Genomic DNA, 26,549 nt, shown 5'->3' with positions numbered 1-26,549 from the left:
GGAGAAACGCGCGTCCCACGGGCTCGGTCCAGGCTGCTGAAGCTCTTGCAACTCCGCGGGGAAGCGCATCGGGGTCTCCTAAGGTGTGTCGGACGGGGGTCTTTCGGCCCCGGGCTCCGCGGTGAGGGCCTCTGTACGGGCGAGGCCCGTCGTGTAGCGGACGAGGCCTGCCGTGTAGTCGCGCAGGACCTTGTCCTGCCGCGCGTGCACGACGGGTAAGCGGCCGGGCCTGCCGTCCGGGCCCCGGGTGGCCAGCAGCGCGGCCTGCTTGCGCAGCGCGTACGCACCGGCGGCCCCGGCCCGGAAGGCGGCCGGGTCCTCCTGGGAGAGCCGGGCCCAGTCCCCGTGGCTCTCGCCGAGGGCGGTACGGGAGAGCTCCCGCAGCTCGGGGCTGCAGAGCCCGTGGCGCAGTGCCGCGACCCGGATGCCGTCAGCGGTGGTGGTGAGGTCCGTGCAGGCGGGTCCCTCGCCGATTCCGTGCTCGTCCAGTGCGGCGAGTGTCTCTTCCACCGCCCAGTCCTGCTCTGCTCCGCGGCGGGGCAGCAGCAGCGCGCCGGGGAACTCGCAGGGCCGCTGCGGGTCGGGGGGCCCGCTCACCCGCCAGATGGCGCAGATGCGCCGGGAGGCGCCGAGCCCGACGGAGCTGATGTGGAGTCCGGCGTGAAGGGACGGCATGGCGCTTCTCCTGCTTCCTCGGCGGCATCCCCCCGAGCAGCTCCGCTCAGCCGCACGATCGTCTTCCCGGTGTTCTCACCGCGCAGCATCCCCAGGAACGCGTCGACGGTCCGCTCGAAGCCTTCGGAGACGCTGAGCCGGTCGGTGATCCGGCCGGCACGCAGGTGCGGTACGGCGAAGGCCTCCCACTCCTCCTGTGCGTCGCGGTGATTGGCGACGAGGAAGCCCTCCAGACGGATGCTCTTCTCCACCAGGTCGAACAGGTTGCGCGGCGCGGCGGGTGCGGAGCCCGTGTTGTACTGCGCGATCGCGCCGCACCAGGCGATGCGCCCGGACTCGCGCATCGCGCCGATCGCCGCCTCCAGGTGGGTGCCGCCGACGTTGTCGAGATACACGTCGATGCCGTCCGGTGCCGCGGCCGCCAGTTGCGCGCCGACGGAGGGCCCCGCGCGGTAGTCGAAGGCGCCGTCGAAGCCGAGCTCCTCGGTGAGCCACCGGGCCTTCTCCGGCGATCCGGTGCTGCCGATGACGCGCCCGGCCCCCAGCAGCCGGGCCAGTTGCCCGGCGGCCGTGCCCACTCCCCCGGCCGCCGCGGAGACGAAGACCGTCTCGCCCTCGCGCAGCCGGGCGACGCGGGTCAGGGCCACGTACGCGGTGAGGCCCGTGCCGCCGAGCAGGCCGAGGAAGGATTCGGTCGCGACGCCCTCGTACCGCGGCAGCACCCTGGCGTCCGCCGCGGTCAGCACCGTGTGGGTCCGCCAGCCGTCCCGGTGGAACACCAGGGAGCCTTCGGGGAGTTCCGCGCTGCGGGAGTCGATGACGCGGCCGATGGACCGCCCCTCCAGAGGGGTGTTCAGCTCCCACTCGGTGTCCATGCACTCGCGCATGTACGGGTCGACCGACAGCCACAGGTTCTCGACGAGCGCGCTGCCCTCCGCCAGTGGTGGCAGGGCGAGTTCGACCTCGGCGAAGTCGCCGGGCACCGGCATGCCCCGTGGCCGTCGCGTCTGCTGGACGGCCCGTGCGGTGCGGGTGCGGCTGCTCATGCGGCCTCCTCGGTGCATGTGCCCGTGTCCGTGCCGGCTGCGGGCAGTGCCGTCACGGACACCACCCGGGCGCACGTCTCCAGGAAGCGGCGCAGTGCCGCCGGGTCGGTGTGGGACGCCTCGATGAAGACCGGCACCTCCCATTCCTGGTAGGTGACGTGCCGGGGCGGCTCCTGGCCGGGTGCCAGGACGTGGATGCGGTCGACGCAGGGGTGCGAGCTGACCCATTCCGGCAGTTCGGTGCGCCGCGCGCTGCCGGGCGGCAGGTGGTGGCCGGGGACGGCGAGCCAGCCGTGATAGCGCCCGCTGGGCTGCTGTACCGGGGGGCGTTCCAGGCCGAGGCGTACGGCGATCTCGTGCGAGGGCAGGTGCACGCCGGTGTGCCGCTCGTGCAGGGGGACGACGGCTGCGCCCCCGACCCGGTTGGCCACCTCCAGGAAGACGAGCTCACCCTCGGCCGTTTCGAAGAACTCCAGGTGGATGCTGCCTTCGGCGATGCCCAGCACCTCCACCACCCGCTCGGCGAGGGTCCGCTGGGCCGGGGTCACGGCCTCCTGGTGCGAACCGAGCGGGAGCCCGCTTGCGTACGCGACCGGCTTGTTGACGTACCGGCTGACCGCGAGGTTGACGATCCGGCCGGCCGCCACCAGCCCGTCAGCGTGCAGGATGTCGCCGTCGATGTGCTCTTCCAGCTGGTAGTCCGAGGCGTCCGCGAGGTTGCGGTAGGCACGCAGCGCGTCGTCGGCCGTCTCGTGGACGGTGACGTCCTCGCTGGAGGCGCCCTGCCGCGGTTTGAGGACCGTGCGGCCCGGCCACGGGAGCGGGCGGCCGGCCACCGGCTCGGGGACGAACCTGGGGTGGCGGAGCCCGGAGCCGGCCAGGGCCTCCTTCATCCTCACCTTGTCCCGCACCCGCTCGGCCTGAGCGAGCGAGGGCCCGTCGACCCCGAGGTGGCGGCGTACGTGGCAGGCCTCCACGATGCCGAACTCGGAGAGTGCGAGCACCTTCTCGTAACCGTCGTCCGGAGACGTGCGGGCGCAGATGCCGGCGACCAGGTCGTCGTCCGCGCCGAGCACGATCCGCTCGCACCGCAGGCCGGGAGGCAGGTCGGCCATGCGGTGCGGCAGGCCTGTGTACGTCACCTCGTGCCGCTCGTGGTCGATGGCCTGTTCGTAGGCGATCTTCCGGTACGGCACCTGGTGAATGACGAGGATCTTCATCCGAGGTACTCCAAGGTCGTGATGCCCCAGCTGAAGCCCATGGCGCTGGTGGCGAGCATGATCAGGTCACCGCGGCGCAGCCGGCCGGCGCGCTCCAGGTCGCGCAGCGCGATGAGGGTGTCCGCGCCGCCCATGTGAGCCAGCCGGTCGTAGTTGAAGACGCTGCGGTCGGCGGGAATGCCGAGCGTGCGGAGCAGCCGGAGGTGCATGTCCCGGTCGCCGTGGTTGATCAGGAAGTGATCGATGTCGTCGCGCTCGCGGCCGAGGTTCTCCAGCGTTTCGCCGACCAGCGAGGTGAAGTGGCGTACGTAGGCGTCCGCGAGTCCCTTGCGGTGCGCTGCGCGCCGGATGCGGACCCGGCCGGCCGGCCGCTCTCCCGCGCCGGGCTCATCCGCGTCGTGCTCGCCCCTGTCGTACTCGCCCGTGTAGTAGTCGGACCAGCCGGGGTCGGTGCGCATGGCCGAGTGGAGGATCCGGAAGCGGCCCTCACGGCCTGCCAGCAGTACCGCCGCAGCCGCATCACCGAAGTTGAACAGGGCCTTGGAATCCGGGTCACTGTAGTCCACCATCCGGCTCAGTCGGTCGCCGACGAGGACCAGCGCGTACGCGTCGTCCTCCAGCGCTCCGGCCGCGGACAGCAACCGGAGCGCGGTCATTCCGGCGTTGCAGAAGTTCGCCACCTCGAAGCAGTGGGCCCCTGAGATGCCGAGTCCGTCCGCCACCTTCGCGGCGGGGGACCAGAAGGGGCGGTCCCACTCGCCGGAACCGGCGTAGACGACCTGCCGGATGCGGGAGGGGTCCACGCCCGTTCTGCTCAGGACGGTGCGGGCCGCGGCGAGCGTCAGCTCCCAGGCCTGTTCGTCCTCGGCCAGGACCGGAAAGCCGTCGCAGTGGGTGATGCGGGCCAGCTCCGCGACGGCCACCCCCGAGGACCGGTGCATGGCCCGGAGGTCGGCCGTCGCGGAGGGGAAGCGGATGTCGAAGTCGACTATGCCGGCCACTGGCCGTCCTCTTCGATGCTCACACGGTGCACGGTGCGCGTGGCGCCGGGCTCGATCGCCGTCGCCGCGTGGTAGGTCGTCGCCGTCTTCCACACCACCAGGTCGTTGGTCGTCCAGCGGTGGGTGTAGACGTGGTCCGGGTCCTGGATCAGGCGGTCGATGAGCGCGAAGAACTCGGCGTTCTCGTTGGCGTCGAAGCCCACCACCGAGTCCATGTACTCCGGCGCGCCGTACAGGTAGGGCCGGCCGCTGGTGGGGTCCTGCCGCACGAGCGGGTGCTCGGTCACCGGGTACTCGAGCTCGACCAGGGCCTTGAGCTCGGCGATGGACAGGCCGACGTGCTCGGGTGAGATGCGCTGGCGCTTGCTGACGGTGTGCAGGGCCGTCCGGCCGGCGATCTTGTCCTTCCACTCCTGCGGCAGCCGGTCGTACACGTCGAGCGCGCTGGCGTAGAGGGTGTGGCCGCTGGTGCCCGGCACGTCGACGCCGTGCAGCATCGTGTACGGCGCCGGGTCCTTCACGTACGAGGAGTCCTGGTGCCAGAAGTTGCCGACGCGGGCGACTCCGACCGGGCGGTTCGCCTTCATGGCGTTGGAGGAGATCATGATCTCCTCGTGCTCGGGGTGGCGGTATTTGGCCATCAGGAACGGGACGGGTCTGCCGAGGCGGGAGGCCAGCTCGATCTGCTGCTTCGGGGTGATGTCCAGGCCCCGCACCACGGCCAGTTCGCGCTGGTGCACCAGCTCGACCAGCTGCTGGAAGACCTCGGGGCGCTGGAGGTCCTCGTAGCCGACCCCGGTCATCTCGGCACCGATGAAGGGGGTGATTTCCTTGATCTGCACGGAAGTGTCTCCTTGAGGCGATGGTTTTCGGGCGATGAGTCGCAGGCGACGGGTTTCAGGCGACGGGTTTGAGCCGAGGGGTTTGTGCTGAGGGGTTTCAGGCGTCGTCGAGGCAGGTGCGCAGGGCGCTGACGAAGGCGTCGATCTGCTCCTGGGTGCGGAACGGCGCGACGGTCACGCGGAACCGCTCGCCGCCCTTGGCGACGGACGGGAAGTTGATGGGCTGTACGTAGATGCCGAACTCGTCGAGCAGGCGCCGCGAGACGCGCTTGACCCGTTCGCCTCCGGGGACCAGCACGGGGACGAGGTGGCTCTCGGCGTCGATGAAGTCGATGCCGGCGGCACGCAGGGCCACGCGCATGCGGACCGCGTTCTCCCGCAGCTTCCGGCGGAGCGCGTCGCCCGTCTCGCCCTGGACGACGTCGAGGCTCTGCCGGGTGGCGTCCAGGCTGGAGCGCGGGATCGTCGTCGTGAAGATGAACCCGGGGGCGTGTGAGCGCACGTAGTCAAGGGCTTCGTCGGGCCCCGCGACGTACCCGCCGGTCGTGCCGACCGCTTTTCCGAAGACTCCTTGCACAAATGTGGGCCGCTCTTCGCCGAGCTGCTCGCATATTCCCGCGCCGGTGGGGCCGTTGACTCCGATCGCGTGCGTCTCGTCCAGGTACGTCATGGCGTTGTAGCGCTCGGCCAGATCGCAGATCGCGCCGATCGGTGCGATGTCCCCGTCCATGGAGTAGACGGACTCGAAGACAATGAGCTTGGGCCGGTCCGTGTCGTACTGGGAGAGCAATTCCTCCAGCGCGACCACGTCGCTGTGCGGGAATATATGCTTCCGGTTTTTCGTCGCCCGGATGCCCTCGATCAGCGAACGGTGGTTGAGGGCATCGGAGAAGACCACCATGTCGGGCACGGCCTGGAGCAGCGTGGTCAGCGTCTCGAAGTTGGCGACGTATCCGCTGGTGAAGACCAGGGCGCGCTGTTTACGGTGCCAGGCGGCCAGCCGGGTCTCCAGCGCGACGTGCGCCTCGCTCGTTCCCGCGATGTTGCGGGACCCTCCGTTACCCGTGCCGTGGCGCAGCGTGGAAGCGATCTGCGCCTCCATGACCTGCGGGTTCTGACTCATCCCGAGGTAGTCGTTGGTGCACCACACCTGGATGCGCCGCCCTTGGTGGAGCGCCGTCCCGGGCTCCCCCGCCAGATACGAACACGGGGTGAATTCCCGGTACAGCCCCGCTTCCTTAAGCTCTGCCAGCTTCGACCGCATCCCGCCGAAGGCGGACAGCGGAGCGGGGGAAAGCGGAAGGACGGACATGCTTCTCATCTCCTGTTGCCGAAATGCGGTTCGCGGGGAATCTGTCGAGCGGAGGGGGGTCATCCCCACTGCGAGTCGCCGGGCAGGGTGGTGATGCGGACAGTGGTGGTCGCGCCGGCCTTTTCCTGCGGCGACTGAGATCCGCCGCTCACGGAAACGGCGAGCGCCACCAGCACCGTCGCAGCGAGCGCGCCGAAAAATTTGCGGAATGCGGTCTTCTTCTTCATGTCCCTGTCTCCCCGTTCGGTGACCCGCCGGCTTGTGGCGCGGCCTCTGACAGAAATCATGCGGCGCGCATTTCCGCCGAGAAAGACGGAACGGGAAGCATGAACACGCAACACAGAGACTTGAAGCATGGACAGAGGCCACCGAATACGGACAAAGACCTACGAGTGCGGGCGGGGTGCGGCGGAAACTCCCGCCGTCCGGTGCGGCAGCGGGGAGGGACTGGTCCGGCTCACGACAGTCACGCCCGCTCAGCGCGCGCCCTGCACAGCGCCCGGGCCGGGCGGTTCGCCCGTGGGCGGTCGGCCGTCAACCGGGCTTGAGCTGCGGCGGCCGGTCCGCGGGCGCCGGAGGACGCCGCCGGCCGAGCCGGAGGAGGTAGATCCGCAGGTGCGGAGCTGCTGCCGGCACAGGACACGCGCCGCGGCTGTCCGCGCTTGCCTCAGGCCGTCGGGTCCCAGAGCCCGCCGGCTTCGCCGCGGGCGAGATGCTCGGCGTAGATCCCGACCTTCCAGGCGATGACGGACCGGCACTCCTCCAGCGCCTTGATCTGCGCGTCCACGCGCCGCCGGTGAGCGTCGAGCAGATCCAGGCGTTCCGCCTCGTTGCCCGGTCCTCGGCGTACCAGTTCGGCGAAGTGCTTGCCGTCGACCCCGAGGAGGCCGCCCGGCTCTGGGACCTGTCTCTCGCCGCGACCGGTGCCACACCGATCACGGCAGCCCCGGGCCACCCCGCCCGGCCTTCTGCCGCCGGAGTCAGAGGGGCAGGGCTCTAGGGACGCCGCGCCATGCGCCGATATCGAGGTCCTTATCGAGGTCCTTGACAGTTGAACTGGGGGACTGGTCACGGCAGCGCTGCGGAAAGCGGGTACGGCCTGGCCGGATTGCGTGAACGGGTCACCCTGCTGCACGGGGAGTTCACAGCCGAACTGCGTACCGAAGGCGGCTTCCGCGTGGCGGCCCGTCTGCCGGAACCGGCGGGAGCCCGTCTGCCCGTAGCGGCAGGAGCTCGTCTCCCCGTACCGGCCATCAGCGTCGTCACCGCCAAGGCGTACGTGACGCGGCTGCTGTCCACACTCGACGCTCGCGACCGGGTCCGGCTCGGCGGGGGCCAGCGGGCCCCCTGAGTTCAGCGAACCGGCCTGCCGTCACAACGGGACCGCCCGCGCCCGGGCCCTAACGCAGGGCGGCGGCCACCAGGCCTTCGAGGGCGTCACGCGGTACGTCGCCACCATTCACCAGCCGGTCGAAGACCAATCCGTCGATGCAAGTCAGCAGGGTGTGCGTGCGGTTCTCGACGTCCGTCACGCCGTGCGCGGCGAGGAACAGCCGGACGGCCTCGCGGCCGGCGTTCTCCCGGGGTACAAGGATCTCGCGCAGCTCAGGGTCGCGCACGCTCTCGACAGTGCAGGCGTAGCGGGCGAGGGAGCGGCGGCGGCCCTCGCCGGTGAGCCGTTGCCGGGTGAGCAGCACCATGCCGTCCACCAGTTCCTCGGCGGTGCGCAGGGGTGGGAGCTCTTCGGCCGTCGTGTGCAGTTCCGCCTGGTCGAGCTGGACCAGGCGTGTGACGAGTCCGGTGAGCAACGCGGCTCGGGTGCGGAAGTACGCCGACGTGGTGCCGGGCGGCATGGCCGCCCTGCGGTCGACCGCACGGTGGGTCAGGCCGCGGACCCCTTCGTCGGCGAGTACGTCCAGAGCCGCGTCCGCGAGGAGGGTGCGCCGATCAGAAGCCATGACCCCTTTCTACACCTGTAGAGCCTCAGGTAGGGTCATCTTCTACAGATGTAGAAGGTACGGGGGTGTCGGCATGGGCAACACGGCAGTAGTGGTCGGAGGGGGCATCGGCGGGCTGGCCGCAGCGATCGGACTGCGCCGCATCGGATGGGAACCATGCGTCGTCGAGCGCGCGTCCACGCTCGACGACGCGGGGGCGGGCATCTCGCTGGCGGCCAACGGCCTACGGGCACTGGACGAACTCGGCGTCGGCGAGGCGGTACGGGATGCCTCGCGCGGCCAGTACAACGGCGGCACTCGCACGCCCCAGGGCGGTTGGCTGGCCAGGATGGACGGCTCGGCGCTGGAGAAGGCGGTGGGCGCACCGATCATGGGCATCCCCCGCTCCGTCTTGCACCGGGTGCTGCGCGACTCCCTGCCCGCCGAGGCACTGCTGACCGGCTCCGAGGCGGGCTCGGTCGAGCAGACCGGCCCCGGGACGGTCCGAGTCGACTGCGGCGACACGGTCCTGGACGCCGATCTGGTGGTCGCTGCCGACGGCATCGGCAGCAAACTGCGCAGCCGGCTCTTCCCGGCCCACCCCGGCCCGGTCTACAGCGGCTCCACGGTGCTGCGCGCCATCACCGAGCGGGCCGTCGACCTGCGCACCGACTTCGAGCTGACGTGGGGGCACGGCGCCGAGTTCGGGCACATCGCCTTCCACGACGGGCGGGCCGAGTGGCACGCCGTCCTCAACCTCCCCGCCGGGACGCGGTTCGCCGACCCACTGGACGAGCTACGCAGACGATTCCGCACCTGGCACGACCCGATCCCCGCCCTGCTCGACGCGACCAGGCCCGACGCCGTGCTGCACCACGACGTCAACGAACTCCGCACACCGCTCCCCGCGTATGCGGTCGGCCGGACCGCGCTGCTCGGCGACGCGGCACACGCGATGACGCCGAACCTCGGGCAGGGAGCTTGCCAGGCGCTGGAGGACGCGGTCACCCTGGCCGCCGCGCTCGCCGGCGAACCCACCGTTGAGGCCGCGCTCGCTCGCTACGACGCCGAGCGCCGCCCGCGCAGCCAGGCCGTCGCGCGGGCCGCCCGGCAGGCCGGGCGGATGGGCCAGCAGCTCTCCCACCCACTGGCCGTCGCCCTGCGGAACACGGCGATGCGGCTGACACCGTCCCGCGCCGCCACGCGCATGCTTCTTCGGCACCACGCCTGGGTCCCACCCCGACTGAACTGACCCGATTCACGCCCTCCAACTCACCACCGGGCACCTTCCGCCCCTCGAAGGCCGTTGTTTTGAGCAGGCCGGTGCTCGTCAGCCGCACTGCCAGGTGAACATCGCCCGGTCGAAGCGGCGCTCGGCCAGGTCCTGGGGGCGGATCAGCCAGTACAGAGCTCCGCAGTCACCCCACATCATGTCCGCGGCGTCCTCGCTGTCGAACTGGGCCAGCAGCACCCACCCGCCCGCTTCCTCCGCCAGCCTCGGGTCGTCCCACGAGCCGTCCAGAACCGCCGCGGCGATCTCGATCTCCACGGGGTTCTGCACCGGGTGAGCGTGGCCGCCGATCTGGTGGCCCACCATGCCGTCGAAGTCCCACACCGCGTCGAGGAACTCCTGCGCGCACACCGGGTGGTCGTACCGCTGCCCGAGAGGCGCCTCCGGAGCGAAGGCTCCGCGTATCTGCGGATGCCACGGCTCGGCCGCCGTCATCGCCGGCCGTGCTGTCAGGGGAACCGCGGGATACGGCCGGATTCCTGCGGGTGCTTCCCGTTCGGACCCGCCGGACACATGGAGTACGCGTGCGCCGGGCCAGGTCTCGCGGTCCTCCGCCAGGACCAGGGCCTCCCCGTCGTCCAGCTGACCGTCGAAATAGAAGAAGAGCAGCGTCCCCTCGGCCGGCAGGTCGATGTCGAGACCACCGGCGGGCAGCGCTCCGCAGTCCACCGAGGCGATGAACGACAACGGCCCGTACCCCTCCCAGACAGGCCAGTCCACACCATCCGGCAGCCTCGGCAGCCCACCGAGCCGCCCGATCACCCCATCCGGTCCGACGGCTGCCTCAAGGCGTAGTCCAGGGCGCAGCAGGCCGGCCCACCGCTCTGCCACGTCCGAGGGCAGGTGCTGCAGAGCGAGATCACGCAGGGCGTCGGAGGATCCGTGAGTCATGCGTCCGATCATGCACGACACCACTGACACGCGACTCCGCGCTCCTCGCGGCTTCTTTCATGCCGACTTCCATGCCGACTTTCCTGTCGACTTTCATGGTGTCTTTTATGCCGCCTCTATGTCGTCAGCGCGAAGAGCGCAGCGAAGAGACCTATCGACAGCAAGGCCACCAGCAGGCACACGGTCAGCATGAGCCATCCGGCTATCAGCCCCGCCAGTGCGATCCAGCGGCCTTCCCCGCCCAGGCGTCGCGCTCTCCACCGGCCCACGTGTCCCGTGATGACGGCCCCGAGCGCGGACACGAGGGAGAACGGGATGAACAAGTGGGGGAAGAGGTACCAACTGCCCACCGCGGCCACGCTCGCGAAAGCACAGATCGCACTGAGTCCGGCCGCCTGGTTTCGGATTCCGGCCTGCTGCCCCGCTCCCTCGGACACCGGCCGGACGCTTTCGCCCCTGCTCATCCCATCCCCTGACTGTGACACCACCACCGGAAAATCCGGATGCTACCCGTCCGCCTTCTGAGCGGCGTGACTGCCGGGCGAGCTCCTGGCCGCCGGGGGGGGGCTCGATGACCAGCGCGACCTGGCGGCTCATCCGAGGTCACCGGATTGTCCCGGCTCGCCGACGCCGCGTACCGGTGTGAACCGTTATGCCGTTCCTCTCCCGCAGGCCGCCGGGGCCTGGCAGGATCCGGCCATGCTTCCCCGTTCCCTGCGTCCCGGCGGACGACGTGCCGCTCGTACGGCCGCTCTGGGCGCCGTGGTACTCGCTCTGCTGGTGTGGTGGCTGTGGTCCGTGCACGGCGACACGTCGCCCGCCGGGCGGATGACGTTCGCGACCGGGGTGCCGACCGGGGTGTACGCGAAGTACGGGGACCTCCTCAAGGAGGACCTGGCGCAGGACATGCCCTCCCTGGACGTACGGCTGCGGCGCAGCCAAGGGTCGATCGACAACCTGCGGCAGCTCACGTCCGGCGAGGCGGACTTCACTCTGGCCACCGCCGACTCGGTCGCCACCTACCGCGACGAGGGGAAACCGGGCGCCGGGAGCCTGCGCGCGTGTGCGCGGCTGTACGACGACTACATCCAGCTGGTGGTGGAGAAGGGCTCGTCCGTGCAGTCGGCGCGGGACCTGCGGGGCCTGCGGGTGGGGGTGGGGACGGACGACTCGGGGGTGCAGCTGATCACGCGGCGGCTGCTGAAGGCGGCGGGGCTGGACTTCGACAAGGACATCACGCCGGTGCGGGTCGGGATCGACAAGATGCCGGGGCTGCTGGAGCGGGGGCAGCTGGACGCGTTCTTCTGGTCGGGCGGGCTGCCCACGAACGCCGTCCAGTCGCTCGGCCTGCGGCTGTCCATCCGCCTCGTGCAGCTGGCCGATCTGATCGAGCCGCTGCACGCGCAAGGGCCGCAGACGCGCTACTACAGGGCCGCGGTGATGCCCGTGGACGCGTACCCGGAGCTGCGCGCGTCCCAGGCGGTGAAGACGCTGGCGGTCGCGAACCTGCTCGTCACCATGGACCACGCGGACGCGGATCTGGCGGAGAGCGTCACGCGGTCGGTGATGAACAGCAGGGACCGCATAGGGCAGACAGTGCACGCCGCGCAGAAGGTGGACCTCCGTACGGCGATCTTCACCGACCCCCTCCAACTGCACGTGGGGGCGCGGCGCTACTACGCGTCGGTGAAGCCCTGAATCCCGAATCCCCGAATCCCCGAATCCCCAGGGGCGGAATAGTCCGGGCACGGCCGAGGCTGAGCCGATCATGAATGAGATTCTCGTGACGGGCGCGACCGGCAACGTCGGCCGGCAAGTTGTTCTTCAACTCCTGGCCGGCGGCAGCGCCGTGCGCGCGCTGGCGCGTAACCCCGCATCGGCCGGGCTGCCGGACGGCGTCGATGTCGTAGGCGGGGATCTGTCCGACCCGGCCGGCCTGGAGCGGGCCCTGACCGGGATCAGCACGGTGTTCCTGATCTGGCCCTTCCTGACGACCGAGGGCGCTCCCGCCGTTCTGGAGGCGATCGCGCGGCGCCCCCGCCGCATCGTCTACCTCTCCTCGTCAGGCGTGAACGAGGACGCCGAACGGCAGACCGACCCGATCAACCAGCTCCACGCCGGCATGGAGCGCCTGATCGAGGAATCCGGCGCGGAGTGGACCGTCCTGCGGTCGGACACCATCGCCTCCAACGCACGAGGCTGGGCCGGGCAGATCCGCGCCACGCACGTCGTCCGCGGTCCCGGCATCGCCGCCACGGCGGTGATCCACGAGGCCGACGTCGCGGCCGTGGCGGTACGTGCCCTGACCGAGGACGGGCATGCGGGCGCGAAGCACGTCCTCACCGGTCCGCAGGTGCTGAGCAGGGCCGAGCAGGTCCACGCGATAGGGGAAGCCGTCGGCCACCCTGCGCGCTTCGAAGCGGTCCCCTTGCAGGTCGCACGACAGCAGATGCTCGCCGACGGCAGGCCACCCCTCCTTGTCGAGGCCCTGCTGGCCGCCGCAACCCGGCCTGAATCGCACTTGATCACCTCCACGGTGGAAGAGATCACGGGAGCGCCCGCCCGTACGTTCCGCTCGTGGGCGGAAGAGCACGCGGACGCTTTCCGCTAGCCGGCCGGCCCCGCCCCGCAAAGAGGCCTACGAATGGGCCTCCACCGCCCGCGGCCGCCCCGTTCCGCCCTCCCCGCCGTGGCGCGGCACCTTGATGACGGCGCGCAGGCCGCGCGGCTGGTTCGGGGCGTAGGTGAGCGTGGCCCCGCCGGCCGCCAGCAGGGCCCGGGAGATGGAAAGCCCCAGGCCCGAGCCGGAGACGTTCTGGTGGCGGCTGCTGCGCCAGAAGCGGTCGCCGATGCGGGTGAGCTCCTCGTCCGTAAGCCCGGGGCCGCCGTCGGCGACCGTGATGCCCACGCAGTCGCCCTCCACTTCGACGCTGACGTGCACCGGGGAGCCCTCCGGGGTGAACTTCAGGGCGTTGTCCACGACGGCGTCCAGGGCGCTGGAGAGGGCGACCGGGTCGGCCCAGCCCGTCACCGCGGTCGGGCCGCTGTAGGAGAGCGCGACCTGCTCGCGGTCGGCGACCGGCGACCAGGCGCCCACCCGGTCGATGACGATCTCCGCTATGTCGGTCAGCTGGAGGTCGGCCTCCGCGTGCTCGGCGAGCGCGAGGTCGAGGAGGTCGTCGAGCACGCGCGCGAGGCGCTTGCCCTCCGTCCGGACGGAGGCGACCTCCGCGTGCCCTGAGGGAAGGTCCAGCGCGAGCAGGTCGATGCGCAGCAGGAGCGCCGCGAGCGGGTTGCGCAGTTGGTGCGAGGCGTCGGCGACGAACGCGCGCTGCTGCTCCAGGACGGACTCCACGTTGTCGGCCATCTCGTTGAAGGAGCGTGCCAGGCGGCGCAGTTCGGGCGGCCCGCTGTCGGCCGCGACACGGGAGTTCAGCCGCCCCGTGGCGATGCCGTGCGCGGCCACGTCGAGGGTCCGCACGGGGCGCATCACCCACCCCGTGAGGCGGAACGCGGCGGCGACGGCGAGGAGCATGGCGGCCGTCTCGCCCGCCCCCAGCAGCAGCCAGGAGTGCAGGATCCGGGAGCGCAGCTGCCCCGTGGGCGAGTCGGTGACGACGACGGCGACGACGTCACCGTCCCGGATGACCGGGGAGGCCACCGCGAGCCGGCTGTGCTGTAGCGGCCAGACCTGCCCCGGATCGTGGCTGCGGCGCCCCGCCAGGGCCTCCTGGAAGGCCCGCTGGCCCTCGCCGTCGGCCGGCACCGTCCAGCGCCTGGGAGCGACCGCCATGGCCTGTCCGTCGCGGTAGAAGATGCCGACCCGGATGTCGTACAGCTCCTCGTAACGCAGGAGTTCGGAGCGCAGGGTGTTGAGCCGTTCGTCGGTCCCCGCCTCCGGGTCGAAGGGGCGGGTGGTGACGAACTGCGCGAGGGCGGCGAAGCGGGCCGTGTCGTCGATGCGGTCGACGACCACGCGCTGCTGCTCGGCAGCGGCGATGCTGCCGGCCAGCGGGAAGCCGAGGGCCAGCAGCACGCCCGCGAGCAGGACGATGAGGAGCGGGAGGAGTCGGGTGCGCACGGGTCAGGCCGGTCCTCACCGGGCCGGGACGACGATTTTGTAGCCGACCCCGCGCACCGTCTCGATGAGGGCGGGCAGGCGCAGTTTGGAACGCAGGGAGGCGATGTGCACCTCCAGGGTGCGGCCCGTACCCTCCCAACTGGTCTGCCACACCTCGCTGATGATCTGCTCGCGGCGGAAGACGACGCCGGGCCGCTGGGCGAGCAGGGCCAGCAGGTCGAATTCCTTACGGGTCAGCGAGACGGCCTCCCCCGCCACGGACACCTCGCGGTTGGGGAGTTCGATGACGAGGCTGCCCAGCCGCAGCGAGCGCGGGCCGGACGCCTCCTGCGCCTCCTCCGCGCCGCCGCCCGAGGGAGGCTTGCGGCGGGCGACCGCGTGGATGCGGGCGAGGAGCTCACCCGTGTCGTACGGCTTGACCACGTAGTCGTCGGCACCGAGGTTCAGGCCGTGGATCTTGGACCGGGTGTCGGCGCGGGCGGTGACCATGATGACGGGTATGCCGGTGCGCTTGCGGATCCTGCCGCAGACCTCGAAGCCGTCCTGATCGGGCAGGCCGAGGTCGAGCAGGACGACGGCGAAGGGCGCGCCGGTGTCCGGGAGCAGGGCCCTGAGCGCCTCCTCGCCGCTCCGGGCGTGCGTGACGTCGAAGCCGTGCCGGGCCAGCACCGCCGCCAGGGCCGCGGCGACGTGGTCGTCGTCCTCCACGAGCAGCAGTCTCATCCAGGCCCCCTCCCTGTGACCGCGGCGTGGGCACCCCCGCATCCACGCTGATGGACGCCCGGTCCGTCAAGGGGGTTCCGGGAGCGAAGGGGCTTCCGTTATTCACCCGGTACGCCCGCGCTACCGGCGTGCGCGCCGTGCGCCCCCTTCACGCAGAGTGTCCCTTTGCGGCCGGATCGTTATGCTCAATTTCAGCTCAGATGTAATGACGCTGTTCGTCACCGCTCATTAGGGTCCTCCCAATCGAGGAGGATGGAGCGAGGAACGCCGATGAGCGAAGAATCGGTGGCCGGGCAGGCCACGGGCGCCGCGGTCCCACTGGTCGTCCTGAAGAGCGTCAACAAGCACTTCGGCGCCCTGCATGTCCTCCAGGACATCGACCTGACCATCGCGCGGGGCGAAGTCGTCGTCGTGATCGGCCCGTCGGGGTCCGGCAAGTCGACCCTGTGCCGCACGATCAACCGCCTGGAGACCACGGACTCCGGGACGATCACCATCGACGGCAGACCGCTGCCCCAGGAGGGCAAGGAGCTGGCCAGGCTGCGCGCCGACGTGGGCATGGTCTTCCAGTCGTTCAACCTCTTCGCGCACAAGACCGTCCTGGAGAACGTGACGCTCGGCCAGGTCAAGGTGCGCAGGACGGACCGCCGCGAGGCCGAGGAGAAGGCCCGCGGCCTGCTCGACCGCGTCGGGGTCGGCGCCCAGGCGGACAAGTATCCGGCGCAGCTCTCCGGCGGCCAGCAGCAGCGCGTGGCCATCGCCCGCGCCCTGGCCATGGACCCCAAGGTGATGCTGTTCGACGAGCCGACGTCCGCGCTCGACCCGGAGATGATCAACGAGGTGCTGGAAGTCATGCAGCAGCTCGCGCGGGACGGCATGACGATGATCGTCGTCACCCACGAGATGGGCTTCGCCCGCTCCGCGGCGAACCGCGTCGTCTTCATGGCGGACGGCCGCATCGTCGAAGAGGCCCGGCCGGACCAGTTCTTCAGCAACCCGCGCAGCGACCGGGCGAAGGACTTCCTGTCGAAGATCCTGCACCACTGACCCGGACCCGCCGGAGCCCGCACCGCCGACCCGCGCCGGCGGGTTTCCTCCACCGGACTCGCGGGCGCGAACCCGTACCGCTGGAGCCCGCACCACCGGCCTCACGGCCGTCAGGGTCGTACGGGCCCTCTCACCTCTCGCCGCCCCTCCCCCGCCACGGCTGCCCGACCGCTCCGTACCACCTGCTGACGCAAAGGATGTTCACCATGAAGCTCCGCAAGACCGTCGCAGCCGCCGCCGTGGCGCTGGCGCTCACCACGGCCGCCACCGCCTGCGGGAAGTCCGGCAGCCCCGATGACGACAAGGACGGCAAGCCCAGTGACGGCAAGTCCGCGCCGGCCGTGCCGACCTACACGGTGAACACCGCGGCCGACGTCAAGGGCTCGCCCGTCTTCGACCGGATCAAGGGCAAGACGATCACCATCGGCACCAAGGCCGACCAGCCGGGCATGGGCTACGAGAACCCGACTTCCAAGAAGCGCTCCGGCTTCGACGTGGAGATCGCCCGGATGATCGCGGCGGACCTCGGCTTCGACGAGGCCCACATCAAGTTCAAGACGGTGCCGTCCGAGGCCCGCGAGACGCAGATCGCCAGTGGCGGCGTCGACCTCTACGTCGGCACGTACACGATCAACGACGAGCGCAAGAAGCAGATCGACTTCGCCGGCCCGTACTACGTCGCCGGCCAGGACCTCCTGGTGAAGTCCGACAGCAGCATCAAGGGCCCGGACGACCTCAAGGGCAAGAAGGTCTGCTCGGCCACCGGCTCCACGCCGCTCAAGCGCATCAAGGAGCCCAAGTACGGGGTGGGCGAGGCCAAGGCCCAGCAGGGCTACCAGCTGTGCGTGCAGGAGCTCGTGTCCGGCACGGTCGACGCCGTGACGACCGACGACGCGATCCTCAAGGGCTACGCCGCGGAGAACAAGGGCGCCCTGAAGGTCCTCGGCAAGCCGTTCTCCGAGGAGCCGTACGGCGTGGGCATGAAGAAGGACGACAAGGCGCTGCGGGACGCCGTCAACAACGCCCTTGAGGCGCACGAGAAGAACGGCGACTGGAAGAAGGCGTACGACGCCACCATCGGCCTCGCCGGCAACCCCGCGCCGAACCCGCCCGCCGTCAACCGCTACTGACGGCCGCGGCCGCGGCAGGCCCCGAGCCCCGCGGCAGGCCGCACGCCGCACCCCGCACGCCCCATCACCGCCCCGTCCGCCGCCGATCCGTAACAACCCGCCGGGAGAGCCGCCTTGAACGTTCTGTCGGACCACTTCGCGGAGTTCCGCGAAGGTTTCCTCGGCACCGTCGAGCTCACCGGGCTCAGCGGTCTGCTCGCCCTGGTGCTGGGCATCCTGATGGCGGCGTTCCGGGTCTCCCCGGTGCCCGCCCTGCGAATATTCGGCACCGCCTGGGTGACCCTGCTGCGCAACACCCCCCTCGTGCTGCTGTTCCTCGCCGTCACCCTGGGGCTGCCCGCCCTCGGCCTCAAGGGCTGGGACTCCTTCTGGCTCGCCGTGCTGACGCTCGGGTGCTACACCTCGGCGTTCATCTGCGAGGCCGTCCGGTCCGGCATCAACTCCGTGCCGGTCGGCCAGGCGGAGGCGGCCCGCTCCATCGGGATGACCTTCAACCAGACCCTGGGTCAGGTCGTCCTGCCCCAGGCCACCCGCACCGCCGTGCCGCCGATCGGCAGCCTGATGATCGCCCTCACCAAGAACACGGCGATCGCCTCCGGCTTCAACGTCACCCAGCTCGGCTCCGTGCAGAAGTCCCTCAACGCCGACACCGGCTACAACATCTACGTGATCTTCCTGTGGATCGCGGTCTGCTACATCATCATCACTCTCGCGATCAGCGGCCTGTTCCGGCTGCTGGAGAACCGGCTGGCGGTGGCCCGATGAGCGCGAACGTCCTCTACGACGCCCCCGGCCCCCGGGCGCGGGCCCGCAACCGCCTCTACGGGGCACTCTCCACCGTCGCGATCCTCGGCCTGGTGGCCTTCGTCATCTACAAGCTGGACGACACCGGCCAGTTCCAGCCCGGCCTCTGGGACGACTACGAGTACGCCGACACCCACCAGCGGATCGTCGACGGGCTGCTGACGACCCTGAAGACGTTCGCGATCGCGGCGGTCCTGTCGGTCGCGCTCGGCGCGGTCCTCGCGGCCGCACGGCTGTCCGACCACCGGCCGGTGCGCTGGGCGGCCACGGTGGTGGTCGAGTTCTTCCGCGCCATGCCGCTGGTCATCATGATCTTCCTGCTGTTCGCGGGGGTGTTCACCTCCGACCCGATGTGGGCGCTGGTCCTCGGCCTCACGCTCTACAACGGCTCCGTGCAGGCGGAGATCTTCCGCTCCGGGATCAACGCGGTGCCCCGCGGGCAGAGCGAGGCGGCCTACGCGCTCGGCCTGCGCAAGTCGCAGGTCATGTCGAGCGTCCTGATCCCCCAGGCCGTACGGACGATGCTGCCGTCGATCATCAGCCAGCTCGTGGTGACCCTCAAGGACACCTCGCTCGGATTCATCATCCTCTACGAGGAACTGCTCTTCGTCGGCAAGGCCTTCGCCGAGCAGACCAAGCCGGTGAACGGCGTCTACGCCTTCATCCCGATGGTGATCGTCTTCGGTTCGATCTACATCGTGCTCTGCCTCGCGCTGTCGTCGGTGGCCACCTGGGTCGAACGGCGCACGCAGCGCTCGCGCAAGGGCGCCCCGCCCGCGATGGCGACCGTCGGCGGCGCCGTCACGACCGGCTCCGCGGCAGGCGCGGACGGCGCCTCCGGCGCAGACGGAGCCCACACCGGCTGAGCAACCCCGCAGGTGACGCCCCGTCGGCCGGTCCGGTCGGCGGGGCGCGCCCCGTGCGGCGCGCCGCGGCGAGCGCCCTGATCACTTGACGCACGCACCCGCAGTGGGTTGCATACGTTCTGTGATCGAGCACCGCGTTCCCCCCGTCGGATCCCATACGTCCCGTACGCCCCGTACGTACCGTGGAGCCCCGGGCAGGGATCTCGGCCGCAGCGGATGCCCGGGAGCCGTGCCGTGGACCCGGTGATCGTCGTCGGGGCCGGCCCCGTCGGCCTCGCCCTCGCCCTGTCCCTGGCCCGCCACGAGGTGCGCGTCGTCCTCCTCGACGAGACCGGCGGGACCCCGGGCGAGGGGCCCGCGCCCGACGAGGAACGCCCGGCCCGCACGGCCGTGCTCGCCCCCGGCACCGCCGCCCTGCTGGAGCGGCTGGGGTGCGCGACGGACGAGGGCGCCCGGTGGACGGGCTGGCGCACCATGCGGCGCCGCGCGGTGGTCACCCGCCTGTCGTTCACGGCCCCCGGGGCGGCCCCGGCGGACGGCACGGCCGAGGGCACGGAGGACGCCGGGCCGTCGCCGCTGCACCTGCCGCAGCACGTCCTGACGCGGGAGCTGCGGGCCGCGCTCGCCCGCGAGGACAAGGTGCGCGTCGTCCGCGCCGGCCGCCTGGAGACGCTCCGCCAGGACGCCTACGGGGTCACCGCGCACCTTCGCGGTGACAACGCCTCGACCTGGCGGGGAAGTTACCTCGTCGGCTGCGACGGCGCCCGGTCGACCGTGCGCAAGCTGCTCGGCGCGCGCTTCCCGGGGCGAACGGCCGTCGAGCGGTACGCGGTCGCCGCGCTCCGCGCCGAGCTGCCCTGGCCCGGCGAGGCCGTGCTGCACCGCTCGCCCGCACGGGGCGGCGAAGTGAGCGCCCGCCCGCTGCCGGACGGCGTCTGGCGGCTCGACTGGCCCCTGCCGCCCGGAGGCGAACTCGTCACTCCCGACGCGCTCCTCACCCGCGTACGCGACTCGCTGGCCGCCTGGTGCGGCGACGTACCCCCGTACGACCTTCTGGACACCGGCGTGCACACCGTCCACCACCGCCTCACGCGCCGGATGCGCACCGGCCGCGCCTTCCTCGCCGGGGACGCCGCCCACCTGCTGGGCGCGCTCGGCACGCAGGGCCTCGACGAGGGCCTGCGCGACGCCGAGAACCTGTCCTGGAAGCTGGCCCTCGCCTGGCACCACGGCGCCTCCGAGATGCTGCTGGACAGCTACCAGGCCGAGCGGCGCGAGGCGGTCGGGGCGCGGCTGCGCGCCGCCGACCGGGCGCTGCCGGCGGTACGGGGCGCGGGAGGGTGGAACAACGTGCGCCGCGCGCTGCTGCCGGGCGCCCTGCGCGGGCACGACGAGTTGCTCACCGACGGCCACGTCGGGCGCGGGCAGCTGGGCACACCCCCCTCGTACCCCCGGACGCCCCTGGCCCCCGCGGCACCGCCCGCCGCGTCCGTCGCGGTGGCCACGCCCCTGGGGGCGCCGGCCGAGAACGTGCGGGTGACCGCTCCGGACGGCTCGCGCGTACCACTGCGGGAACGGCTGGGCGGCGACCTCCTGGTGGTCCTGACCGCCCCGGGCAGCGGCGTGTGGGAACGGCGGCACTGGGCGGACGCCGGCCTCATGCCGATGCTGGAGGCCGCCGTCAGCGCCCTCCCCATGCGCGCCGAACTGCTGGTCACCGACGAGTACCCGGGCGCTCCCGCCCACACGGTGCTGGTGGTGCGCCCGGACGGGCACCTGGTGGCGGCGCTGGCGGGCGTGCGGCCCGCGGAGCTGTACGCGTGCGCCGACGCCGTACGGGGCGGGGCGGCGGGTGAGGGGCTGGAAGGCCAGGGCCGGGCCGGCGGCAGGCGAGCGGACGGCACGCAGGCCGGCGGCGGCTCCGAGGGCACGGCGGCGGGAGCAGTTACGGGGGCGGCTTCCGGGAGCGTTGAGGGCTCAGGGGGCGCGCAGGCGCCGAAGGAAGCCCCCAGTGAAGCCACAGCCAACCATTGACCCGCACCGACCGCCATGATTGACTACGGAACGTGACTAACAGCGGCGCGCACTTCTGGCGGAGGGTCCACCTGGACCTCGTCCGCTACGCGGGCTGCGTCTGTCGTCCGTCCTGCTGATCCGCATTTCCTCCGCGCGGCCTGCGTGTGCGCTCTGTGCGCCGGCCGCCGCGCGCTCCTTCGCGATCACTCAGGACGGTCCCTGTGTTCCTTCCCCTGCCCACACCCGTGCCCGGCTCCTCCCCGGTCTCCTCCGGCGCCCCGGGCGCGCCTTCCGAGGCGGACCTCCTCGCCTTCGCCCGGCGCGCGGCCGCCGACGCGCAGCTGGTCTCCTCCCTCCCCCTGGATCCCGAGGGCCGCACCTGGATGCGGCTCAACGGGCCGGGCGACAGCGAGGCCTGGCTGATCGGCTGGCCGCCGGGCAGCGGCACCGGCTGGCACGACCACGGCGGTTCGCACGGCGCGCTGGCCGTCGCGGGCGGCGTGCTGACGGAGCACTCACTGGCGGCCCCGCTCCCCGCGGACGGCTGGATGGCGCTGGAGCTGGCGGACGGCGTCGACCGCGAGAGGCGGCTCTCCGGAGGACAGGGCCGGGCCTTCGGCGCCCACCACGTGCACCAGGTGCGCAACGCCTCGGCGGAGCAGCATGCGGTCTCCGTGCACGCGTACTACCCGCCGCTGCCCCTGATGCGGCGGTACGGCCGCAGCGGGCAGGTGCTGCGGCTGGAGCAGGTCGAGTGGCCGGAGGAGTGGGCGTGAGGGTCGAGGAACTGCTGGCGGCCGCCCGCGAGGGCCTGGACCGGCTCGGCCCCGCCGAGGCCGCGGCCGCTCAGGCCGCGGGCGGGCTGCTGGCCGACATCCGCTACGCGGCACTGCGCGAGCGCGACGGGACCATCCCCGGAGCGCTCGTGGTGGAGCGCAACGAGCTGGAATGGCGGCTCGACCCGCAGTGCGAGCACCGCGCGCCCGAGGCGACCGGGCACGACCTGCGGGTAGTCGTGATCTGCAACGAGGGCTACGCGTCGAGCCTGGCGGCGGCCTCCCTGCGCCTGCTGGGCCTGCACCGCGCCACGGACCTGGCGGGCGGCTTCCAGGCCTGGCGCGCGGCAGGACTGCCGGTGACACCGAGCACGGCGGCCGGGGCCCGTAGTACCGCGACTCCAGAGGCCCCGTAGTACCGGGGGCGCCACGATGCGGGGGAGGGGAAGGCCGGGCCTACCCCTCCGCCAGGTAGTCCAGCAGCTCCGGGTCCTCGCCCTCCTCCTCCAGCGCGCGGCGCACCACGCGCAGGGCGAGGCCCTCGGCATAGCCCTTGCGGGCCAGCATCCCGGCGAGGCGGCGCAGCCGCTTCTCGCGGTCCAGCCCGCGGGTGGAGCGGAGCTTGCGCTCGACCAGCTCGCGGGCGGTGCGCTCCTCCTGCTCGGCGTCGAGCTGCCCCACGGCCTCGTCGATCACCGCGGAGTCCACGCCCTTGGTGCGCAGCTCGCGGGCGAGGGCGCGGCGGGCCAGGCCCCGGCCGTGGTGCCGGGACTCGACCCAGGCCCCGGCGAACGCCGCGTCGTCGATCAGGCCCACGTCCTCGAAGCGGGAGAGGACCTCCTCGGCGGCCTCGTCCGGGATGCCCCGCTTGGCCAGGGCGTCCGCGAGTTGCTTACGGGTGCGCGGGGTCCCGGTGAGCAGGCGCAGGCAGATCGCCCGCGCCTGCTCCTCGGGCGGCAGCGGCGCCCCGGTGTCCCCGGCCCTCGACGAGGAGGGGGCGCCGCCGCCGGCTCGGTCATCCGCATCCGGTCCCGGCGGGTCTTCCCCGGCGCCCGGCCGGGGGTGCTCCCATCGGCGTGTCATGGATCAGCTCTTGGCAGCCGTGGCCTTGGCCGCCTTCGCCGTGGACTTCGCCGCCGGGGCGGGCACGGACTTGGCCGGCGCGTCCGCCTCGGCACCGGCCGCGGCGGGCTCGCCCTCCGGGGCCTCGGACGCGCCGCCCACGCCCAGCTTCGCCTTGATCTTCTTCTCGATCTCGTCGGCGAGGGCGGGGTTGTCCTTGAGGAAGTTGCGGGCGTTCTCCTTGCCCTGGCCGAGCTGGTCGCCCTCGTACGTGTACCAGGCGCCGGCCTTGCGGACGAAGCCGTGCTCCACGCCCATGTCGATCAGGCCGCCCTCGCGGCTGATGCCCTGGCCGTAGAGGATGTCGAACTCGGCCTGCTTGAAGGGCGGCGCGACCTTGTTCTTGACGACCTTGCAGCGGGTGCGGTTGCCGACGGCCTCGGTGCCGTCCTTCAGGGTCTCGATGCGGCGGATGTCGATGCGCACCGAGGCGTAGAACTTCAGCGCCCGGCCACCGGTCGTGGTCTCCGGGGAGCCGAACATCACGCCGATCTTCTCGCGGAGCTGGTTGATGAAGATCGCGGTGGTCTTGGACTGGTTGAGCGCGCTGGTGATCTTCCGGAGCGCCTGGCTCATGAGCCGGGCCTGGAGGCCCACGTGCGAGTCGCCCATCTCGCCCTCGATCTCCGCGCGCGGCACCAGGGCCGCCACGGAGTCGATGACGATCAGGTCGAGCGCGCCGGAGCGCACCAGCATGTCGACGATCTCCAGGGCCTGCTCGCCGTTGTCCGGCTGGGACAGGATGAGGTTGTCGATGTCGACGCCGAGCTTCTTGGCGTACTCGGGGTCGAGGGCGTGCTCGGCGTCCACGAAGGCCACCGTGCCGCCGGCGCGCTGGGCGTTGGCCACGGCGTGCAGGGTCAGGGTCGTCTTGCCGGAGGACTCCGGGCCGTAGACCTCCACCACGCGGCCGCGCGGGAGCCCGCCGACGCCGAGGGCGACGTCGAGAGCGGTCGACCCGGTGGGGATGACCTCGATCGGCTCGTTCGGCCGCTCTCCGAGGCGCATCACGGCACCCTTGCCGAATTGCCGTTCAATCTGTGCGAGCGCGGCGTCCAGCGCCTTCTCGCGGTCGGTGCCTGCCATGGGTTCCACCCGGTTTGCTTGAGTCGATCGCTTCACGTCCACGACGCTAACGCCTGCCACTGACAATGCGCCCGGGCGTCGCTCCGGCCTGTGGATAACCCGGCCCCCGAAGGAGCCCGGAACACGGTTCCGCACACGGCTCCACGGCGCCGGGAAACCCATAAGAATGGATGTTCGATTTTGCTGTCAAGCGCGCCACTCCGGGCCCGCCGCCCTGTCAGCCCCCCGTCTCTCCCGCCGTCCCCGTCACCTCGTACCGCCTCACGTACGCGCTCAGGAACGCCTGCAGCGTCGCCGTCGCCGGGATGGCCACCAGCGCCCCCACGGCCCCGAGCAGGGCGGCGCCCGCGACCACCGAGCCGAAGGCGACGGCGGGGTGGATGTCGACGGTCCTGGCGGTAATGCGCGGCTGCAGCACGTAGTTCTCGAACTGCTGGTAGACCACCACGAAGCCGAGCACCCAGACCGCGTACCAGGGGTCCACCGTGAAGGCCAGCAGCACGGGCAGGGCGCCCGCCAGGTAGGTGCCGATCGTCGGGATGAACTGCGAGACGAAGCCCACCCAGATCGCGAGGGCGGGCGCGTAGGGCACCCCCAGGATCACGAGCAGCACGTAGTGGGCGACGCCGGAGACCAGCGCCATGAGGGCGCGCGAGTAGATGTAGCCGCCGGTCTTGGCGACGGCGAGCTCCCAGGCGCGCAGCACCTCGGCCTGCCGGCGGGGCGGCAGCACGGAGCACAGGGACCGGCGCAGCCGGGGCCCGTCCGCCGCGAAGTAGAACGAGAACAGCACCACGGTCAGCAGCTGGAAAAGCCCGCCCAGGACGGTGGCCGAGACGTCCAGGACGCCGCTGGCGCTGCTCTTCACGTACCGCTGCAGCCATTCCGAGTGCAGCAGGCTCTCCTGGACCTGCACGCGGGACAGGCTCGTGCGGAACACCCGGTTGACCCACTTGATGACCGCGTCGAGGTACGAGGGGAAGTTCTCGACCATGGTCATGATCTGGTCGGCGAGCATCGAGCCGAGCAGGGCGAAGAAGCCCGCGACGACGATGGTGACGGCGAGGAAGACCAGGCCCGTCGCCAGGCCGCGGCGCATGCCGCGGGCGGAGAGCCGGGAGACGGCCGGCTCGATGGCCAGGGCGAGGAAGAAGGCGATCAGGATGTTCAGCAGCAGCCCGATGAGCTGCTGGAAGGCCCAGACCGCCAGCATGAAGCAGGCGACCAGGGCGAGCGCCGACACCATGGCACGGGGCAGCCAGGGCGGTATGCCGGCGGCGGGGCCGGGCGGAGTCGGCGGGATGAGCGGGGGCGGCGGGGCGGGCGGGGCGGGTTCCGGAGCGGGATCGTCTGCTGCCACGCCGCAAGTGTGGCCTACCGGGCGAACCAGAAGAATGTCATCCCGCGGCGCCGGCCCGGCATGTCCGTCAGCGTCTGTCGTCGGGGATCTCCAGGGCCCGGCACACCGCCCGCCACACGTCCTTGGCGTTCCAGCCGGCGTCCAGCGCCTCGTGCACCGTCCTCCCGCCCAGCTCGGACATCACGTGGTCGCGCGCGAAGGAGTCGGCGTACGCCGCGCCGAAATGATTCGCCATCCGCTGCCAGAAAACCGTCAACCGCATGCGCCCAGTATCCCGCCCCTGAGGGTGCTGCCCGCCATGAGCCGCTGACCGGGGGGCGTTTTCCGGCCTACGGTCGGTGCATGGCCCGATCCGGAACATCCCCCGCAGTCCGTGCCGAACAGTTCATCTGGCTCACCGCCCGCGTCCTGGAGCAGCGGAGATTCGCCTTTCACTTCCTGGACGGCGGTCCCGACGCCGTGGAAGCGGCCCTGGCGGCGTATCTCGGCGAGGACGGCGGCTACGGCTTCGCCCTGGAGCCGGATCTGCGCGGCCCCGTGAGCCAGCCGCTGCACACCGCCCACGCGCTGCGCGTCCTCGACGAGATCGGCCGCTGCGGCGACCGGCGCATGGAGCGCGTCTGCCGCTATCTGACGGCCGTCTCCACCCCCGACGGCGCGCTGCCCGCCCTCCACCCCTCCCTGCGTGGCTACCCGGCGGCCCCGTGGACCCCGGTGGTGGACGACCCGCCGAGCGACCTCCTGGCCACCGGCCCCGTGGTGGGCCTGCTGCACCGCAACGAGGTGTGGCACGCGTGGCTGTTCCGGGCCACCGACTTCTGCTGGGCCGCGGTGGAGGCCCTCGGCAGCGGCGCACGGACTCACCCGTACGAGGTGTCGGCGGCGATCGCCTTCCTGGACGGGGCCCCGGACCGGCGGCGGGCGCAGGTGGCAGCCGAACGACTCGGCCGGGTCGTCCGGGAGCAGCGGCTGGCGGTCCTGGACCCCGCGCGGGTGGCCGACTACCCCGTCTCCGAGGGCTACGCGCCGGGCGAGCACCACTACCCGCACGACTACGCGCCCACCCCGGACTCGCCGGCCCGCTCCTGGTTCACCGACGCGGAGATGGAGCGGTCGCTGGACTTCCTCGCCGCCTCGCAGCAGGAGGACGGCGGCTGGCCGGTCCGCTGGCGCGAGTGGGCGCCCGGCACCCGCCTGGAGTGCCGGCCGATGGTGACCCTCACCGCCCTGCTGACCCTGCGCGCCTACGACCGCGCCGTGTGACGCCGGCTCCTCGCCCGGGCGCCACCGCCTCACTCGCACACCACCGCACCGTCCCCTGCC

General features: G+C 71.7%; 28 protein-coding genes and 2 pseudogenes. 13 read left to right on the top strand and 17 right to left on the bottom strand.

Annotation, left to right across the window (positions count from 1 at the left end):
• Nucleotides 1–78 precede the first annotated feature (78 nt).
• The 8 genes and pseudogenes from PS271_RS22260 to PS271_RS22225 all read right to left on the bottom strand — a co-directional run.
• The gene (locus PS271_RS22260) at nucleotides 79–675 is read right to left on the bottom strand and encodes a hypothetical protein (RefSeq protein ID WP_398384029.1); all 597 of its coding nucleotides are present in this window, start codon (nucleotides 673–675) and stop codon (nucleotides 79–81) included.
• Complete coding sequence (locus PS271_RS22255; RefSeq protein WP_398384028.1) at nucleotides 594–1,721, bottom strand: NADP-dependent oxidoreductase; 1,128 nt, start codon at nucleotides 1,719–1,721, stop codon at nucleotides 594–596. Before PS271_RS22255 ends, PS271_RS22260 begins: the two co-directional genes overlap by 82 nt.
• Complete coding sequence (locus PS271_RS22250) at nucleotides 1,718–2,941, bottom strand: ATP-grasp domain-containing protein (RefSeq protein WP_398384026.1); 1,224 nt, start codon at nucleotides 2,939–2,941, stop codon at nucleotides 1,718–1,720. The genes PS271_RS22255 and PS271_RS22250 overlap by 4 nt, the downstream gene beginning before the upstream one ends.
• Nucleotides 2,938–3,942: a 3-oxoacyl-ACP synthase III family protein gene (locus tag PS271_RS22245; RefSeq protein ID WP_398384024.1), complete on the bottom strand. Its 1,005-nt coding sequence runs from the start codon at nucleotides 3,940–3,942 to the stop codon at nucleotides 2,938–2,940. Before PS271_RS22245 ends, PS271_RS22250 begins: the two co-directional genes overlap by 4 nt.
• Complete coding sequence (locus PS271_RS22240; protein WP_398384023.1) at nucleotides 3,930–4,784, bottom strand: TauD/TfdA dioxygenase family protein; 855 nt, start codon at nucleotides 4,782–4,784, stop codon at nucleotides 3,930–3,932. Before PS271_RS22240 ends, PS271_RS22245 begins: the two co-directional genes overlap by 13 nt.
• Before the next feature lie 97 nt (nucleotides 4,785–4,881).
• On the bottom strand, nucleotides 4,882–6,096 hold the full coding sequence (gene hemA, locus PS271_RS22235) for a 5-aminolevulinate synthase (RefSeq protein ID WP_398384021.1): 1,215 nt from the start codon (nucleotides 6,094–6,096) through the stop codon (nucleotides 4,882–4,884).
• A 59-nt stretch (nucleotides 6,097–6,155) separates the two neighbouring features.
• Nucleotides 6,156–6,323: a hypothetical protein gene (locus PS271_RS22230; protein ID WP_398384019.1), complete on the bottom strand. Its 168-nt coding sequence runs from the start codon at nucleotides 6,321–6,323 to the stop codon at nucleotides 6,156–6,158.
• Between the two features lie 440 nt (nucleotides 6,324–6,763).
• Nucleotides 6,764–6,970 (bottom strand): annotated as a pseudogene (locus tag PS271_RS22225) (MerR family transcriptional regulator); the annotation flags it as partial.
• A 186-nt stretch (nucleotides 6,971–7,156) separates the two neighbouring features.
• On the opposite strand from PS271_RS22225, the pseudogene PS271_RS22220 reads away from it, so the two are divergent.
• Nucleotides 7,157–7,306, top strand: a pseudogene (locus tag PS271_RS22220) (ATP-binding protein); the annotation flags it as partial.
• Nucleotides 7,307–7,496: 190 nt separating this feature from the next.
• Here the strand turns inward: PS271_RS22220 and PS271_RS22215 are convergent.
• Nucleotides 7,497–8,054, bottom strand: a complete 558-nt coding sequence (locus PS271_RS22215) for a TetR/AcrR family transcriptional regulator (RefSeq protein WP_398384018.1) — start codon at nucleotides 8,052–8,054, stop codon at nucleotides 7,497–7,499.
• A 73-nt stretch (nucleotides 8,055–8,127) separates the two neighbouring features.
• Between PS271_RS22215 and PS271_RS22210 the strand changes: the two genes are divergently transcribed.
• Complete coding sequence (locus PS271_RS22210) at nucleotides 8,128–9,285, top strand: FAD-dependent monooxygenase (protein ID WP_398384016.1); 1,158 nt, start codon at nucleotides 8,128–8,130, stop codon at nucleotides 9,283–9,285.
• Nucleotides 9,286–9,363: 78 nt separating this feature from the next.
• Here PS271_RS22210 and PS271_RS22205 read toward each other — a convergent pair whose 3' ends face one another.
• Both PS271_RS22205 and PS271_RS22200 read right to left on the bottom strand, forming a co-directional pair.
• On the bottom strand, nucleotides 9,364–10,215 hold the full coding sequence (locus tag PS271_RS22205) for a YwqG family protein (protein ID WP_398384015.1): 852 nt from the start codon (nucleotides 10,213–10,215) through the stop codon (nucleotides 9,364–9,366).
• 116 nt (nucleotides 10,216–10,331) lie between these two features.
• Entirely contained in the window at nucleotides 10,332–10,565 is a 234-nt protein-coding gene (locus tag PS271_RS22200; protein WP_398384014.1) for a hypothetical protein, read from the bottom strand.
• A 349-nt stretch (nucleotides 10,566–10,914) separates the two neighbouring features.
• On the opposite strand from PS271_RS22200, the gene PS271_RS22195 reads away from it, so the two are divergent.
• Entirely contained in the window at nucleotides 10,915–11,913 is a 999-nt protein-coding gene (locus tag PS271_RS22195; protein ID WP_398384013.1) for a TAXI family TRAP transporter solute-binding subunit, read from the top strand.
• Between the two features lie 70 nt (nucleotides 11,914–11,983).
• Nucleotides 11,984–12,826, top strand: coding sequence for an NAD(P)H-binding protein (locus PS271_RS22190; RefSeq protein ID WP_398384011.1), 843 nt, complete (start codon nucleotides 11,984–11,986; stop codon nucleotides 12,824–12,826).
• A gap of 27 nt (nucleotides 12,827–12,853) precedes the next feature.
• Here PS271_RS22190 and PS271_RS22185 read toward each other — a convergent pair whose 3' ends face one another.
• Nucleotides 12,854–14,296: a sensor histidine kinase gene (locus tag PS271_RS22185; protein ID WP_398384010.1), complete on the bottom strand. Its 1,443-nt coding sequence runs from the start codon at nucleotides 14,294–14,296 to the stop codon at nucleotides 12,854–12,856.
• Nucleotides 14,297–14,311: 15 nt separating this feature from the next.
• The gene (locus tag PS271_RS22180; RefSeq protein WP_398384008.1) at nucleotides 14,312–15,019 is read right to left on the bottom strand and encodes a response regulator transcription factor; all 708 of its coding nucleotides are present in this window, start codon (nucleotides 15,017–15,019) and stop codon (nucleotides 14,312–14,314) included.
• 270 nt (nucleotides 15,020–15,289) lie between these two features.
• On the opposite strand from PS271_RS22180, the gene PS271_RS22175 reads away from it, so the two are divergent.
• The 8 genes from PS271_RS22175 to PS271_RS22140 all read left to right on the top strand — a co-directional run bounded on the left by PS271_RS22175 (nucleotide 15,290) and on the right by PS271_RS22140 (nucleotide 22,074).
• Nucleotides 15,290–16,066 (top strand): amino acid ABC transporter ATP-binding protein, encoded by a 777-nt coding sequence (locus PS271_RS22175; protein ID WP_367130331.1) that lies wholly within the window; start codon nucleotides 15,290–15,292, stop codon nucleotides 16,064–16,066.
• 206 nt (nucleotides 16,067–16,272) lie between these two features.
• Entirely contained in the window at nucleotides 16,273–17,196 is a 924-nt protein-coding gene (locus tag PS271_RS22170; RefSeq protein ID WP_398384005.1) for a glutamate ABC transporter substrate-binding protein, read from the top strand.
• Between the two features lie 114 nt (nucleotides 17,197–17,310).
• Nucleotides 17,311–17,961 carry an amino acid ABC transporter permease gene (locus PS271_RS22165; protein ID WP_030368700.1) on the top strand — a complete coding sequence of 217 codons (651 nt, stop codon included), beginning with the start codon at nucleotides 17,311–17,313 and terminating at the stop codon, nucleotides 17,959–17,961.
• Nucleotides 17,958–18,866 (top strand): amino acid ABC transporter permease, encoded by a 909-nt coding sequence (locus tag PS271_RS22160; RefSeq protein ID WP_398384003.1) that lies wholly within the window; start codon nucleotides 17,958–17,960, stop codon nucleotides 18,864–18,866. Before PS271_RS22165 ends, PS271_RS22160 begins: the two co-directional genes overlap by 4 nt.
• A gap of 234 nt (nucleotides 18,867–19,100) precedes the next feature.
• A complete protein-coding gene (locus tag PS271_RS22155) occupies nucleotides 19,101–20,900 on the top strand; it encodes an FAD-dependent monooxygenase (RefSeq protein WP_398384001.1) in 1,800 nt (599 codons plus the stop codon).
• A gap of 32 nt (nucleotides 20,901–20,932) precedes the next feature.
• Complete coding sequence (locus tag PS271_RS22150; protein ID WP_398386985.1) at nucleotides 20,933–21,019, top strand: putative leader peptide; 87 nt, start codon at nucleotides 20,933–20,935, stop codon at nucleotides 21,017–21,019.
• Between the two features lie 84 nt (nucleotides 21,020–21,103).
• Nucleotides 21,104–21,658: a cysteine dioxygenase gene (locus tag PS271_RS22145; RefSeq protein ID WP_398384000.1), complete on the top strand. Its 555-nt coding sequence runs from the start codon at nucleotides 21,104–21,106 to the stop codon at nucleotides 21,656–21,658.
• Complete coding sequence (locus tag PS271_RS22140) at nucleotides 21,655–22,074, top strand: rhodanese-like domain-containing protein (RefSeq protein WP_398383999.1); 420 nt, start codon at nucleotides 21,655–21,657, stop codon at nucleotides 22,072–22,074. Before PS271_RS22145 ends, PS271_RS22140 begins: the two co-directional genes overlap by 4 nt.
• Nucleotides 22,075–22,114: 40 nt before the next feature.
• Here PS271_RS22140 and recX read toward each other — a convergent pair whose 3' ends face one another.
• From recX to PS271_RS22120, 4 genes are all read right to left on the bottom strand, one after another.
• Nucleotides 22,115–22,741, bottom strand: coding sequence for a recombination regulator RecX (gene recX, locus PS271_RS22135; RefSeq protein WP_398383998.1), 627 nt, complete (start codon nucleotides 22,739–22,741; stop codon nucleotides 22,115–22,117).
• Nucleotides 22,742–22,744: 3 nt separating this feature from the next.
• Nucleotides 22,745–23,866, bottom strand: coding sequence for a recombinase RecA (gene recA, locus PS271_RS22130; RefSeq protein WP_398383996.1), 1,122 nt, complete (start codon nucleotides 23,864–23,866; stop codon nucleotides 22,745–22,747).
• A gap of 217 nt (nucleotides 23,867–24,083) precedes the next feature.
• Nucleotides 24,084–25,226 (bottom strand): AI-2E family transporter, encoded by a 1,143-nt coding sequence (locus PS271_RS22125; RefSeq protein ID WP_398383994.1) that lies wholly within the window; start codon nucleotides 25,224–25,226, stop codon nucleotides 24,084–24,086.
• 67 nt (nucleotides 25,227–25,293) lie between these two features.
• On the bottom strand, nucleotides 25,294–25,488 hold the full coding sequence (locus tag PS271_RS22120) for a DUF3046 domain-containing protein (RefSeq protein ID WP_030368707.1): 195 nt from the start codon (nucleotides 25,486–25,488) through the stop codon (nucleotides 25,294–25,296).
• 80 nt (nucleotides 25,489–25,568) lie between these two features.
• On the opposite strand from PS271_RS22120, the gene PS271_RS22115 reads away from it, so the two are divergent.
• Nucleotides 25,569–26,489, top strand: a complete 921-nt coding sequence (locus PS271_RS22115; protein ID WP_398383992.1) for a prenyltransferase/squalene oxidase repeat-containing protein — start codon at nucleotides 25,569–25,571, stop codon at nucleotides 26,487–26,489.
• Nucleotides 26,490–26,549: the final 60 nt, after the last annotated feature.

It is taken from the genome of Streptomyces sp. SCA2-17 (assembly GCF_044336695.1).
The sequence above is the reverse complement of the archived record's forward strand: the minus strand, read 5'-3'. Positions and strand labels throughout refer to the sequence as shown.